Source organism: Streptomyces sp. NPDC005962, from assembly GCF_040629205.1.
GTDB lineage: Bacteria > Actinomycetota > Actinomycetes > Streptomycetales > Streptomycetaceae > Streptomyces.
This window is the reverse complement of the sequence record NZ_JBEXVE010000001.1, coordinates 274,329-286,717: the sequence shown is the minus strand read 5'-3', so window position 1 is coordinate 286,717 and position 12,389 is coordinate 274,329. Positions and strand designations below refer to the sequence as shown.

The window sequence follows — 12,389 nt, the reverse complement described above, 5'->3', positions numbered from 1 at the left end:
GTCTCACCCCCCAGGTAATTACACTACGGGAGAATAGGAAACCGCTTTTCCCGGAAAAACACAAACCCTCCGGGAAGGTTCGGCCCATCGGCCAAGCGGGAAGGCTGATGGAACCCACTGTTCCGGAGCTATGTGATAGGGGCGCGATTCGGACATAGGGCCCGCGATCACAGTTGCAGAAGCATCCGGCTGTTGCCAAGGGTGTTCGGCTTCACCCGTTCGAGACCGAGGAACTCGGCGACGCCCTCGTCATAGGAACGCAGCAGCTCGCTGTAGACATCCCCGTCGACCGGCGTCTCGCCGATCTCCACGAAGCCGTGCTTGGTGAAGAAGTCGACTTCGAAGGTGAGGCAGAAAATGCGCCGCACGCCGAGCCAGCCCGCCGTCTGCAACAGCTTGTCGAGCACCAGGTGGCCTACACCACTCCCCTTCTGAGTGGGGTCGACCGCGAGAGTACGAACCTCCGCGAGGTCTTCCCACATGACGTGGAGTGCTCCACAGCCAATGACCTCAGCATCCTCGTCCCGCTCCGCGACCCAGAACTCCTGGATGTCCTCGTAAAGGGTCACCGTGGCTTTGTCGAGCAGGATGCGATCGCTCACGTAGGAGTCGATGAGCCGGCGCACGGCTCGTACATCGCCGGTCCGGGCCCGGCGGACGGTGACTACTTTTGATAGTGCAGAGGACATGGCCGGACGCTATCGCCCCGGCTCATCGGCCCGACTCACCGGGGCTCTCCCCGGGCTCACCGAGTTGTGCGACGCGCATGGCATCCCGCAGTGCGTCTCGCTGCTCTTCGGACATCATCCCGAAGAACGCGACGAGGGCGGCCGCCGGGTTGTCACTGGTCGACCACGCTTCGTTCATCAGTGCGGCCGAGTAGGCGGCCCGGGTGGAGACCGCGGCATATCGATAGGCGCGGCCTTGTACCTCCCTGCGGAGCCAGCCCTTGTGATGGAGGTTGTCCATTACGGTCATGACCGTCGTGTAGGCGATCGAGCGTTCTCGCTGAAGGTCTTCCAGGACTTCTCGGACCGTGACCGGGCGGTTCCACTTCCACACCCGCGTCATGACCGCGTCTTCGAGATCTCCCAATGGCCGAGGCACATGTGAATAATAGTGGGAGATGTACCGAATGGTGGGGGATGTGTGCGGCGAAAGGCCGCACGCCCCGGGATGCGGGTGCATCCCGGGGCGTGGCGGTGAAGGTGCGGGGACCGGCGTCAGGCCCCGTCGCGGCCCGGCGCCTGGCCTGCCGACGCCGTGCGGTCCGCCTCGGCGCGGGCGAGCGCCGCGTCCACCAGGTGGTCTTCTTTCGCCTTGTTGGCGCCACCCTGGCTCTTGATCATCGTCACGATCAGGAAGGTGAAGGCCACGGCCATCACCAGGGGCGGAACCAGCGCGGAGACGTAATCCACGGCTATCGGCCTCCTCATGCTCGATGCCCCCAGATTACGCGGCGCCCGCGTCGGCCCCCGCGCCGGGCCTGACGCCGTGCCCGACACCAGGTCTGGCGCCGGGCCTGGCGCCGGGGCCGAGCCGGGACTCGTGCTCCGGCGGCGGGGAGGGGCGGCGGCGCTTGGGCGGGAAGACCTCGGCGGGCGTCGGCACCGGCCGCTGCGGGCGCGGGGTGTCCCTTCCCGGCTCCCGCCGCTTCGGCTCCTCGCGGTCGCCGCGGTCGGGGGCGGGGGTGGGCTTCTTGCGCGGCTCCCGCTTCGACTCGTCGTCGTTCAGCACCGGCCCGGCCGGTCCCTCGGACACGGCCGCTCCCCGTCCGGCTCCGGCGCCGCCCGGCAGGGCGCGCAGCCGGGCCTCCACGGGGCGGGCTTCCACGGGGTGGGGGCGGGGCGGCGGGGCGGCCAGCGCACGCGTCGCGAGCCGGGCGCGTACGCAGCGCTCGGCCAGGCGCTCGCAGTGGCTCAGCAGCGCGCGGCGGCGCTCGGCCTCGCCGTCCGACACGGTGGCCCGGCACAGCGTGCGGAGCGCGGCCAGGTCCTCCGGGAGCGGCTCGTAACCGGCGGCCAGGGCGCCCTCGAGCTGGTCCAGATAGCCGACGGCGGCGCCGGGGAGGGCGGCGCGATAGCGGGTCAGCTCGTCGAGCAGGAACGCTCGCAGCCGCCCACCCTCGCGGACCGCCTCGTCCACGGCCTCGGCGAGCCGGAAACAGTCCTGGACCTCCTCCGCCCGGTCCGGGCCGGGGAGGCCGGGGGAAGTGACGGGTTCGGGTTGGAGGGCGAGGGCGAGGGCGCGTCGGAGCACACGCAGCTCATCCGCACTGAACGCCATTCCGCCGCGGGTTCCATAGGGCGTGGGCATGGGAGGACTTTAAGTGCTAAGCGGACAAATTTCGCTGAGCGGCCGGCGGTGCGGCGCGTTGCGGGCGCGGCCATTCGGCGGTGGGTGCCGGGGTACGGGTCCGCCTTCGCATCGGAGTCCGCCCGGCTCCGGGCGGACGGCTCCGCCGGAGCGAACGGGCTCCGGCCGGGCGTACTCCGCTTGTCGATCCCGAATTCGGCGGGAGGGCATTCCTCGACTACGACTCGGCAGTCGGTGGAGTGGTTGGTGGAGTGTGCTCGCTGACGTGCCGAATGAACAGCGCGCGGAATTCGTTTCGTAATGCCACCAATACTGCTGAGTTCGCAGGTGAACGGTGTTTTCGCGGCGTGGATCGGGCTGATCTGGCCGATCAGCGCCGACAACGCCGCTCAGCGCCGAACAGCACCGCTCAGCGCCGGTCGGTCCGGCGCTCAGCCGCGCGCGACGTTGCGCTCGTAGACCAGCCGCAGACCGATCAGGGTCAGCCAGGGCTCGTGCTCGTCGATCACCGAGGCCTCGCCCAGCACCATCGGGGCCAGACCGCCGGTGGCGATCACCGTCACGTCCTCCGGGTCCTGGGACAGCTCACGCGCCATGCGCCGGACGATCCCGTCGACCTGGCCCGCGAAGCCGTACAGGATGCCGGACTGCATGGCCTCCACCGTGTTCTTGCCGATCACGCTGCGCGGGCGGGCCAGCTCGATCTTGCGCAGCTGCGCCCCGCGTACGCCCAGCGCCTCGACCGAGATCTCGATACCGGGCGCGATCACCCCGCCCACGTACTCGCCGCGCGAGCTGACGGCGTCGAAGGTGGTCGCGGTGCCGAAGTCGACGACCACGCAGGGGCCCTCGTACAGCTCGACGGCCGCCAGCGCGTTGATGATCCGGTCCGCGCCGACCTCCTTCGGGTTGTCCATCAGGATCGGCACACCGGTCTTCACGCCCGGCTCGACCAGGACGGACGGCACATCGCCGTAATAGCGGCGGGTGACCTCGCGCAGCTCGTGCAGGACGGAGGGGACGGTGGAACAGATCGAGATGCCCTCGATCCCGTCGCCCAGCTCCTCGCCGAGCAGCGGATGCATCCCCATCAGGCCCTGCAGCAGGACGGCCAGTTCGTCGGCGGTGCGGCGGGCGTCGGTGGAGATCCGCCAGTGCTCGACGATCTCCTCCCCGTCGAAGAGGCCGAGGACGGTGTGGGTGTTCCCCACGTCGATGGTCAGCAGCATGGGCGACACCGCTTCCGGCCGGACTCACGGCAGAGGACGAGTTCTGGGGTGGTGGGCGGGGCGACGGGCGGGCCGATGGTCAGCGGCATGGCGCTACACCGCCTCGGCGTCGCGCAGGTCCAGGCCGATGTCCAGGATCGGGGACGAGTGGGTGAGCGCGCCGACCGCGAGGTAGTCGACGCCCGTCTCGGCGTACGTACGGGCGTTGGCGAGCGTCAGGCGGCCCGAGGACTCCAGCGCGGCCCGGCCCGCGACCAGTTCGACCGCCTCGCGGGTACGCTCCGGGGTGAAGTTGTCCAGCAGGATCAGATCCGCGCCCGCCTCCAGGACCGGCGGGAGCTGGTCCAGGGTGTCGACCTCCACCTCGATCGGCAGGTCCGGGAACTCGGCCCGTACGGCGCTGAACGCCTGCGCCACGCCGCCGGCCGCGACCACGTGGTTGTCCTTGACGAGCGCCGCGTCCGACAGCGACATGCGGTGGTTGACGCCGCCGCCGCAGCGCACCGCGTACTTCTCCAGCGCGCGCAGCCCCGGCGTCGTCTTACGGGTGTCGCGGACCTTCGTCTCCGTCCCGTCCAGGGCGTCGGCCCAGGCGCGGGTCGCGGTCGCGATGCCGGAGAGGCGGCACAGCAGGTTGAGCGCGCTGCGCTCGCCGGTGAGCAGGTCGCGGGTGCGGGTGCGGACGCTCAGCAGCTTCTGGCCGGGCTCCACCCGGTCGCCGTCCTCCACATGGCGCTCGACCTCGAACTCGTCCGTACAGACGACGGACAGGATCGCCTCGGCGATCCGCAGCCCGGCCACGGTGCCCGCCTCACGAGCCGTGAAGTCGCCGGTGGCGAAGGCGTCCTCGGGGACGGTGGCGATGGTCGTCACGTCCACGCCCTGGTCGAGGTCCTCCTCGATCGCCATATGCGCGATGTCCTCGACCTGGACGGGGTCGAGCCCGGCGTCGGCCAGCAGCTGGGCCAGGTCGGGGTCGAGGCCGCACTCCATCGGGTCGAGCCCGTACGCGCCGTCGTCGGCGCCGTCGCCGCAGCCACAGGCGCTGCCGCAGCCGCCGCCGTCCTCGACGCCGCCCGGAAGGCCGATCTGGAGCAGCGGAAGGGCCACGGGCTGTGGGGGGCTCTGCTGGCGGTCGTCGGAGGTGCTGCTCACGGGTGGGACTCCGTCTCGGGTCGGGTGGTGGGTGAGGGGAACGCCGCGGAGTCCGTCGTACGGACGTCGAGCGAGCCGTCGGGGCCGAGGGTGACCAGGAGGTGGCGCTGCCACGCCGCGTCGTCCCGGTCGGGGCGGTCCTCCCGCCAGTGGCAGCCGCGGGTCTCCTCGCGCCGGAGCGCGGCGGCCACCAGGACCCGGGCGACGAGGAGGAGGTTCGTCGCCTCCCAGGTCTCGACGCCGGGCTCGGCCGTCTTGCCGTCGCGGTGCAGCGTCTCGACGGCGTCGGCCTGGACGCCGTCCAACTGTCCGGCGGCCCGGGCGAGGCTCGCGGCGGAGCGGAGGACACCGGCGCCGGTGGCCATGATGCGCTGGACGGCGTACCGGGCCTCGGGGGCGAGCAGGGCCCCTCCCCCGCCCTGCGCCGCCCCGGGGCCGGGGGCCGCGGGCTGTGGGGCGGGGACCGCGCCCTGCCGGGTGGGTATGGGGGCGTCCGGGTCGGCGACGTCGGTGGTGTCGGTGATGGCCGCCGCGATGCGCTCGGCGAAGACCAGGCCCTCCAGCAGCGAGTTGGACGCCAGCCGGTTCGCGCCGTGCACGCCCGTGCAGGCCGTCTCCCCGCACGCGTACAGCCCCGGCACCGTCGTCCGCCCCCGCAGGTCCGTCCACACGCCGCCACTGGCGTAGTGCGCGGCGGGCGCCACCGGGATCGGCTGGGTGACCGGGTCGATGCCGTGGGCCCGGCAGGCGGCCAGGATCGTCGGGAAGCGGTGCTCCCACATCCGGGCGCCGAAGTGGCGGGCGTCCAGGTACATGTGCTCGGCGCCCTGCTCCCGCATCCGCCGCATGATGCCCTTGGCGACGATGTCACGGGGCGCCAGCTCGGCCAGCTCGTGCTGCCCGACCATGAAGCGCGCCCCGTCCGCGTCCACCAGATACGCGCCCTCGCCCCGCACCGCCTCGGAGACCAGCGGCTGCTGTCCCTCGGCCTCCGGGCCGAGCCACAGCACCGTGGGGTGGAACTGGACGAACTCCAGGTCACTCACCTCCGCCCCGGCGCGCAGGGCGAGGGCGACGCCGTCGCCCGTGGAGACGGCGGGGTTGGTGGTGGCGGAGAAGACCTGGCCCATGCCGCCCGTCGCGAGGACGATGGCGCGCGCGTGCACCGCGCCCACGCCGTCCCGCGCGCCCTCGCCCATGACGTGCAGGGTGACGCCCGCGGCGCGGCCGGAGGCGTCCTTGAGGAGGTCGAGCACGAGGGCGTTCTCGACGGTGTCGATCCCGGCCGCGCGGACCGCGCCGACCAGGGCGCGGGAGATCTCCGCGCCGGTCGCGTCGCCGCCCGCGTGGGCGATGCGGCTGCGGTGGTGGCCGCCCTCGCGGGTCAGCAGGATCTCGCCGGTGTCGTCGTCGGCGTCGAAGCGGGCGCCGGTGGCGATGAGCCGCCGCACGGCGTCGGGGCCCTCGGTGACCAGCAGCCGCACGGCCTGCTCGTCGCACAGCCCGGCGCCCGCGACGAGCGTGTCGTCCAGGTGCTGCCCGGGGGTGTCGCCCTCGCCGAGGGCGGCGGCTATGCCGCCCTGGGCCCAGCGCGTGGAGCCGTCGTCGAGGCGGGCCTTGGTGACGACGGTGACCTTGGCCCCGGCGGCCGAGCAGCGCAGCGCGACGGTCAGGCCCGCGACGCCGGAGCCCACGACCACGACGTCGGCCTCGGTGGCCCAGCCGGGCGCGGGGGCGCGCAGGGCGGTGGCCGGTCCGTTCATCGATCGGCTCGTCGGCGCGCTCGTCGGTCTGCTCATCGGTCCACTCCGAACCACAGCCGGATGTTGTCGATCAGCCGCGTGGAGCCGACCGTGGCGGCGACGGCCAGGACGGCCTCGCCGGTGTGCTCCTCGGGGGCCTCGGTGAAGCCCTCCGGGTCGATCAGGTCCAGGTAGTCCAGGACGAGCGGTGATTCGAGGCGGGCCGCCTCCGCCAGCACCGCGCGCGCCGCGGCCCGTACCGCGCCGGGCGAGCCGACCCGGACGAGGCCGCCGTCCGTATCCCCATCCGCGACGCCCCCGGCGGCCCCGGTATCCCCGGCGGCCCCAGAGCTCCCGGTATCCCCGGCGGACCGCGCCGCCGACAGCCCCGCGTCACGCCCCGCGAACAGCGCCCGGGACAGGGCCAGCGCGGTGTCCCGCTCCCGCGCCGAGAGGTAGCGGTTACGGCTGGAGAGGGCCAGCCCGTCGCCCTCCCGGACGGTGGGCACGCCGACGATCTCCATCGGGAAGTCCAGGTCCCGCACCATCCGGCGGACCAGCGCGAGCTGCTGCGCGTCCTTCTCACCGAAGAAGGCGTAATCCGGGCGGGTGAGGTGGAGCAGCTTGGCAACGACGGTGAGCACCCCGTCGAAGTGGCCGGGCCGGGAGGCACCCTCGTACCCGTCGCCCATGGCCCCGGCGGCCATCCGTATCCGCGGTTCGCCGCTGCCGTACACCTCCTCGGCCGAGGGGGCGAAGACGATGTCCGCACCGGCGGCGGCCGCGACCTCCAGGTCGGCGTCGAGCGTGCGCGGATAGCGGTCCAGGTCCTCGCCCGCGCCGAACTGCAGCGGGTTGACGAAGACGGTGACGGTGACGAGGCCCTTGGCGCCGACCCGGGCGCGCGCGGCGCGGATCAGCGCGGCATGCCCGTCGTGCAGCGCGCCCATGGTCATGACGACGGCCGTACGCCCCGGCGCGGCGAAGTGCGCCAGCGCCGCGTCGAAGTCGGCGCGGCGCGCGAACAGCTCCACATCCGGCTCCCCGGCGCTCGGTTTGGTCCACAGCTTCGGGCTCACGATCCCGCTCCTCCCCGGCCCCGGGAATCCGAGACATCCGACAGAACGCCCAGCAGGTTCTCCGCCAGCTCCGGCTTGAGCATCCCGTGGGCGAGCGCCCGGTCGGCCGTGGCACGGGCCATCGCGAGATATCCGGCGACGGCCTGCGGCGCGTGCCGCCGCAGCTCCTGGACGTGTGCGGCTACCGTGCCCGCGTCGCCGCGCGCGACCGGGCCGGTGAGCGCGGCGTCGCCGCTGCGCAGCGAGTTGTCGAGGGCGGCGCCGAGCAGCGGGCCGAGCATCCGGTCCGGCGCCTCGACGCCGGACGCGCGCAGCAGCTCCATCGATTGGGCGACCAGGGTGACCAGGTGGTTGGCGCCGATGGCGAGGGCCGCGTGATACAGCGGACGGGACTCCTCCGCGACCCACTCGGGCTCGCCGCCCATCTCGATGACCAGCGCCTCGGCCGCCAGCCGCAGCTCCTCGGGGGCGGTGACGCCGAAGGAGCAGCCCGCGAGCCGCTGGACGTCGACCGGGGTGCCGGTGAAGGTCATCACGGGGTGCAGCGCGAGCGGCAGCGCACCGGCCCGCAGGGCGGGCTCCAGCACGGCGGTGCCATAGCGGCCGGAGGTGTGCACCAGCAGCTGGCCGGGGCGCACCGCACCGGTCTCGACGAGGCCCTGGACCAGCTCGGGCAGGGCGTCGTCGGGGACGGTGAGCAGCACCAGCTCGGCGCGCGCCAGCACCTCGGCGGGCGGGACGATCGGGACCTCGGGGAGCAGGGCGGCGGCCCGGCTCACGGAGGCGTCGGAGACCCCGGAGGCGGCGACGGGCCGGTGCCCGGCCAACCGCAGCGAGGCGGCGAGCGCGGGGCCGACGCGACCGGCGCCGACGACACCGACGGTCAGCCGGGCCGGGCGGTCCTGTGGCTCGGGAAGTGGTTGTGCGTTCACGCGACTGCGGCCTTCCGTTCCAGTCCTCAGGGGGTACCGGACGATTCCCCGCCATGCTACGCGAGTGTTCCCGAGGGGCCGGGGGTGTACCAGGCCTGTGGATAACCCGCCTGTGGATAACTCAGGGGGTGACCTGCCCGTGGGTCATCATCGGGTCATGGCAGACATCGTGAATGCGGGGGCTGCGGGGGATGGGGCGGATATGACGGCTGAGTCAGCTGCGGCAAAGGCGGCAGAGGCGGCAGACGCGACGGAGCAGGCCGCGCGGGAGCGCAGGCTCGCGGCCTGGCACGGCTCCGAGCGGGTCCTCGCCCGGGGCCCGCTGGAGCGGCGGATCGGTGAGCGGCTGGCGGAGCTGACCGCCGCCGCCCCGGACCTCGACGGGGCCCTGGGCGACTGGGTGGACATGTACGGGGGCGGGGTCGTCGAAAAGCTGGAGCGGCGGGTCGCCGATCTGCTCGGCATGGAGGCCGCGGCCTTCTTCCCCACCGGCACCATGGCCCAGCAGGTCGCGCTGCGCGCCTGGGCCGGGCGCACCGGCAACCCGGTGGTGGCCGTCCATCCGCTGGCCCATCTGGAGGTGCACGAGCGGGACGCGTATCTGACGGTGAGCGGGCTGCGCGCGGTGCGGCCGACCAGCGAGCCACGGCTGCCCACCGCCGCGGAGATCCGCGACCTGGAGGAGCCGTTCGGCACCCTCGCCCTCGAACTTCCGCTGCGCGACGCGGGCTTCGTGCTGCCGGAGTGGGACGACCTCGTCGATGTCGTGGAGGCCGCCCGGGAGCGCGAGGCCGTGGTCCACTTCGACGGGGCCCGGCTGTGGGAGTGCACCACGCACTTCGGGCGCGGGCTCCCGGAGATCGCCGCCCTCGCGGACACGGTGTATGTGTCCTTCTACAAGTCGCTCGACGGCATAGCGGGAGCCGCGCTGGCGGGCCCGGAGACGCTGATCGCGGAGGCCACGGCCTGGCGCCACCGGTACGGCGGCCAGGTGTTCCAGCAGTGGCCCACGGCGCTCGCCGCCCTGGCCGGTCTGGACCGCGAGCTGCCGCGGCTGCCGTCGTATGTGGCCCATGCGGCCGTCGTGGCGGGGGCGATGCGCGAGGCGTTCACGGCGGCCGGGGTGGCCTGGTCCCGGGTGCAGCCGGAGGTGCCGCACACCCACCAGTTCCAGGTGTGGCTGCCGTATCCCTCGCGGGTGCTGGACGAGGCGGGGATACGGCTGGCCGAGGAGACCCGCACAACGCTGTTCCGGCGCTGGTGGGAGCAGGGGCCGCCCGGTCTGGCCGTCTCCGAGGTGACGGTGGCCGCGCCCGCGCTGGACTGGACCGCGGAGGATGTGAAGGAGGCGGTTGCCGCGTTCCTGACCCGAGTGCGGGCGGTGCTGGCCGAGGGCGGCACGGACGACGCCGCCTGAGCCCCGGGCGGGACCACGGTTGGGCGGCTCGGCCCGGGGGTTCGGACAGCGGCTCGGCCGGGGGTCAGCCGGTGCCTCAGCCGGGGGTCGGGCACGAGGACGGGTCGGTGACCGGGCGACCGGGCGCGTCCCCGGCCGTCCGCCCGGCAACCGGCCGCCGGGCCACCCGTGCCCCGACCGCTCGCAGGGCCCGCCGCAGCGCCCGCCGCAGGGCCCCGGGGCGCCGCCGGGCCGGGCGTTCGGCGGCCACGGCCTGGAAGTCGCGGTATTCGCGCAGCGCCCGGAGAGCGCGCCAGTCACCGTGGCCGGGGGCGGGCGGGGCGGGCTCACCGCGCTGGGCGGCCCGGTACAGGTCGAGTGCGTACTGCTGAGTGACGGACATGAAAGGAGCGTCGGACGGCCCGCCGCCGCCCGTCACCTCGTTTGACGATCGCCGTCAAACGAGGTCGGGGCGCGGCGCGGGCTACCGCACCATGGGGTCATGGCCAATGTCGTGGACATCACCGGGCTGCCGCCCGAGCGCGTCGTCTTCGCTCCGTCACCGCTCGCGGAACTGGGCGCGGCACTGCATGTGCTGTCCGAGCCCGGCCACCACCCCGGGCAGCACGGCTGGGCCACCGCGACCGCCGCCTCCCTCAAGCCGGAGCTCGCCGACCGGCTGTGCGAGGCGGACTTCCTGTGGGGCACGGCCCGCTCCGACCTGCTGCTGCCGTCCGCCCCCGGGGCGACGCTCGCGGAGGAGCTGGACGCGCTGGACCGCATCGACGACGAGATGTTCGTGGCTGCCGCCTTCGAGATCAGCTGCTCCGCCTCGTACGACCGGCCGACGCCGTCGCCGCTGGTCGACCGGGGCGAGCGGGACCGGGTCCGGGACATGGCCCGGGCCCGCGGGCCACGGCAACTGGCGTTCGTGGACCGCATGCTGGTGGACCCGGACGGGCTGCGGGTCTGGCTGCGGCGGCTGCTGGAGGACTGCGACGAGGCGTTCTTCGCGGACACCTGGCGGCGGGTGCGCGTCCAACTGGCCGCCGACGCCCGCCACAAGGGCGAGCTGCTGCAGCGCAAGGGGCTCGCGGAGGCGCTGGCGGCGGCCTCGGCCGCGCTGTCGCTGGAGCAGGGTGCGGACGGGCGGTCGCGCGTCCTGGCCGACAAGCTGGCGGCGGGGCGTACGACGGCGGCCGGGTGCGGGCTGACCCTCATCCCGACGACCTTCGGCTGGCCGCATCTGCTGCTGGTCCACGCGCCGGGCTGGCCCCCGGTGATCCAGTACCCGGTCGCCGGGCCCGAAATCGCCCCGCCCGCCGCCCTGGAACTGGTCCAGCAGCGTCTGGAGGCCCTCGCCCACCCGATGCGGATGCGCATCTGCCGCGCGCTGGCCCGGGGGCCGCACACCACGGGTGAGCTGGCCGAGGCGTACGCCATCACGCCACCGGAGGTCTCCCGGCACATCGCCGTCCTGAAGAAGGCCGGGCTTCTGCAGACCCGGCGGCGCGGGCGGTATGTCCTGCACCAGCTGGAGCTGGCGACGGTGGCGCGCCTGGGCAGCGACTTCCTGGAGGGCGTCCTCCGGTAGGGGTCAGCGGGGGCTTTTTCCCCCACCCCGCCCCTTCCCGAAACCGGGGGAATCCCCCGGACCCCCGCCCCCGGCGGCACTCCCGGCCGAGCCATGCTCGCGAGGCGGCTTCCCCAGGGGCCGGAGGCCAAGGGCCAGGCGCAAGGCGCCGGGGGCCCGGGGCCGCAGGTTGAAGTCCGAGGGGGGTCAGCGGGGGGTGGTGCCTGCTTTTATCAGGCCTGTTTCGTAGGCCATCACTACCACCTGCACCCGGTCGCGCAGTTCGAGCTTGGTGAGGATGCGGCCGACGTGGGTCTTCACCGTGGCCTCCGACAGGACCAGGCGGGCCGCTATCTCGCCGTTCGAGAGGCCCTGGGCGACGAGCATCATCACCTCGCGCTCGCGGTCGGTGAGCCGTTCCAGCTCGGGGCGGGAGGCCGCGCCGGAACGGCCGCCGCCCGTGCCCGGGAGCATCGGTGCGAAGCGGTTCAGCAGTCGGCGCGTGGTGCTGGGCGCGACGACCGCGTCGCCGCTCTGGACCGCGCGGATCGCGGCGAGGAGCTCGCTCGGCGGCACGTCCTTGAGCATGAAGCCGCTCGCGCCCGCCTTGAGGGCGGAGAAGGCGTACTCGTCCAGGTCGAAGGTGGTCAGGATCAGGACGCGGGGTGCGCCTTCGAGCTCGCAGATGCGCCGGGTCGCCTCGACCCCGTCCAGCTTGGGCATGCGGACGTCCATCAGGACCACGTCCACCTCGGTGGAGCGCACCGCCTCCAGCGCCTCCAGCCCGTCGCCCGCCTCCGCGACGACGTCCATGTCGGGCTGGGCGGCGAGCACCATGCGGAAACCGGTGCGCAGCAGCATCTGGTCATCGACGAGCATGACGCGGATCGACATCCGGTCGGGTCCCTTCCTCGGCTTCCTCGGCGCGCGCCCGTACGGCGCTCACCACCTACGTACGCGCGGACGC

The 12,389-nt window shown here is 73.5% G+C and carries 13 protein-coding genes; 2 read left to right on the top strand and 11 right to left on the bottom strand.

Annotation, left to right across the window (positions count from 1 at the left end; genetic code table 11):
- Positions 1–167: 167 nt before the first annotated feature.
- The 9 genes from ABZ370_RS01390 to ABZ370_RS01350 form a co-directional block, all read right to left on the bottom strand.
- Positions 168–689 carry an amino-acid N-acetyltransferase gene (locus tag ABZ370_RS01390; protein WP_358614918.1) on the bottom strand — a complete coding sequence of 174 codons (522 nt, stop codon included), beginning with the start codon at positions 687–689 and terminating at the stop codon, positions 168–170.
- Positions 690–711: 22 nt separating this feature from the next.
- Positions 712–1,107: a BlaI/MecI/CopY family transcriptional regulator gene (locus ABZ370_RS01385; protein ID WP_358614916.1), complete on the bottom strand. Its 396-nt coding sequence runs from the start codon at positions 1,105–1,107 to the stop codon at positions 712–714.
- 116 nt (positions 1,108–1,223) lie between these two features.
- A complete protein-coding gene (locus tag ABZ370_RS01380; RefSeq protein WP_358614914.1) occupies positions 1,224–1,418 on the bottom strand; it encodes a hypothetical protein in 195 nt (64 codons plus the stop codon).
- Positions 1,419–1,452: 34 nt separating this feature from the next.
- Positions 1,453–2,316 (bottom strand): hypothetical protein, encoded by an 864-nt coding sequence (locus tag ABZ370_RS01375; RefSeq protein WP_358614912.1) that lies wholly within the window; start codon positions 2,314–2,316, stop codon positions 1,453–1,455.
- Positions 2,317–2,747: 431 nt separating this feature from the next.
- The gene (locus ABZ370_RS01370; protein WP_358614910.1) at positions 2,748–3,545 is read right to left on the bottom strand and encodes a type III pantothenate kinase; all 798 of its coding nucleotides are present in this window, start codon (positions 3,543–3,545) and stop codon (positions 2,748–2,750) included.
- A gap of 93 nt (positions 3,546–3,638) precedes the next feature.
- A complete protein-coding gene (gene nadC / locus ABZ370_RS01365; protein ID WP_358614908.1) occupies positions 3,639–4,700 on the bottom strand; it encodes a carboxylating nicotinate-nucleotide diphosphorylase in 1,062 nt (353 codons plus the stop codon).
- Positions 4,697–6,463, bottom strand: a complete 1,767-nt coding sequence (locus ABZ370_RS01360) for an L-aspartate oxidase (RefSeq protein ID WP_358615999.1) — start codon at positions 6,461–6,463, stop codon at positions 4,697–4,699. The genes nadC and ABZ370_RS01360 overlap by 4 nt, the downstream gene beginning before the upstream one ends.
- A gap of 32 nt (positions 6,464–6,495) precedes the next feature.
- Complete coding sequence (gene panC / locus ABZ370_RS01355) at positions 6,496–7,521, bottom strand: pantoate--beta-alanine ligase (RefSeq protein WP_358614906.1); 1,026 nt, start codon at positions 7,519–7,521, stop codon at positions 6,496–6,498.
- Positions 7,518–8,453 carry a DUF2520 domain-containing protein gene (locus ABZ370_RS01350; RefSeq protein WP_358614904.1) on the bottom strand — a complete coding sequence of 312 codons (936 nt, stop codon included), beginning with the start codon at positions 8,451–8,453 and terminating at the stop codon, positions 7,518–7,520. Before ABZ370_RS01350 ends, panC begins: the two co-directional genes overlap by 4 nt.
- A gap of 202 nt (positions 8,454–8,655) precedes the next feature.
- Here ABZ370_RS01350 and ABZ370_RS01345 point away from each other — a divergent pair, with 202 nt between their 5' ends.
- A complete protein-coding gene (locus tag ABZ370_RS01345; protein WP_358614902.1) occupies positions 8,656–9,870 on the top strand; it encodes a beta-eliminating lyase-related protein in 1,215 nt (404 codons plus the stop codon).
- A gap of 76 nt (positions 9,871–9,946) precedes the next feature.
- On the opposite strand, the gene ABZ370_RS01340 is transcribed toward ABZ370_RS01345, so the two are convergent.
- Positions 9,947–10,252 (bottom strand): hypothetical protein, encoded by a 306-nt coding sequence (locus tag ABZ370_RS01340; protein WP_358614900.1) that lies wholly within the window; start codon positions 10,250–10,252, stop codon positions 9,947–9,949.
- A 99-nt stretch (positions 10,253–10,351) separates the two neighbouring features.
- Between ABZ370_RS01340 and ABZ370_RS01335 the strand changes: the two genes are divergently transcribed.
- The gene (locus ABZ370_RS01335; RefSeq protein WP_358614899.1) at positions 10,352–11,443 is read left to right on the top strand and encodes a DUF5937 family protein; all 1,092 of its coding nucleotides are present in this window, start codon (positions 10,352–10,354) and stop codon (positions 11,441–11,443) included.
- A 186-nt stretch (positions 11,444–11,629) separates the two neighbouring features.
- On the opposite strand, the gene ABZ370_RS01330 is transcribed toward ABZ370_RS01335, so the two are convergent.
- Positions 11,630–12,316, bottom strand: a complete 687-nt coding sequence (locus ABZ370_RS01330) for a response regulator transcription factor (RefSeq protein WP_358614897.1) — start codon at positions 12,314–12,316, stop codon at positions 11,630–11,632.
- Between the last annotated feature and the right edge of the window lie 73 nt (positions 12,317–12,389).

Excerpts from the sequence above, each read along its gene's own strand:
- ABZ370_RS01390 (WP_358614918.1), bottom strand. The coding sequence starts at position 689 with ATGTCCTCTGCACTATCAAAAGTAGTCACCGTCCGCCGGGCCCGGACC.
- ABZ370_RS01375 (WP_358614912.1), bottom strand. The coding sequence starts at position 2,316 with ATGCCCACGCCCTATGGAACCCGCGGCGGAATGGCGTTCAGTGCGGAT.
- ABZ370_RS01370 (WP_358614910.1), bottom strand. The coding sequence starts at position 3,545 with ATGCTGCTGACCATCGACGTGGGGAACACCCACACCGTCCTCGGCCTC.
- ABZ370_RS01360 (WP_358615999.1), bottom strand. The coding sequence starts at position 6,463 with ATGAACGGACCGGCCACCGCCCTGCGCGCCCCCGCGCCCGGCTGGGCC.
- ABZ370_RS01345 (WP_358614902.1), top strand. The coding sequence starts at position 8,656 with ATGACGGCTGAGTCAGCTGCGGCAAAGGCGGCAGAGGCGGCAGACGCG.
- ABZ370_RS01340 (WP_358614900.1), bottom strand. The coding sequence starts at position 10,252 with ATGTCCGTCACTCAGCAGTACGCACTCGACCTGTACCGGGCCGCCCAG.
- ABZ370_RS01335 (WP_358614899.1), top strand. The coding sequence starts at position 10,352 with ATGGCCAATGTCGTGGACATCACCGGGCTGCCGCCCGAGCGCGTCGTC.
- ABZ370_RS01330 (WP_358614897.1), bottom strand. The coding sequence starts at position 12,316 with ATGTCGATCCGCGTCATGCTCGTCGATGACCAGATGCTGCTGCGCACC.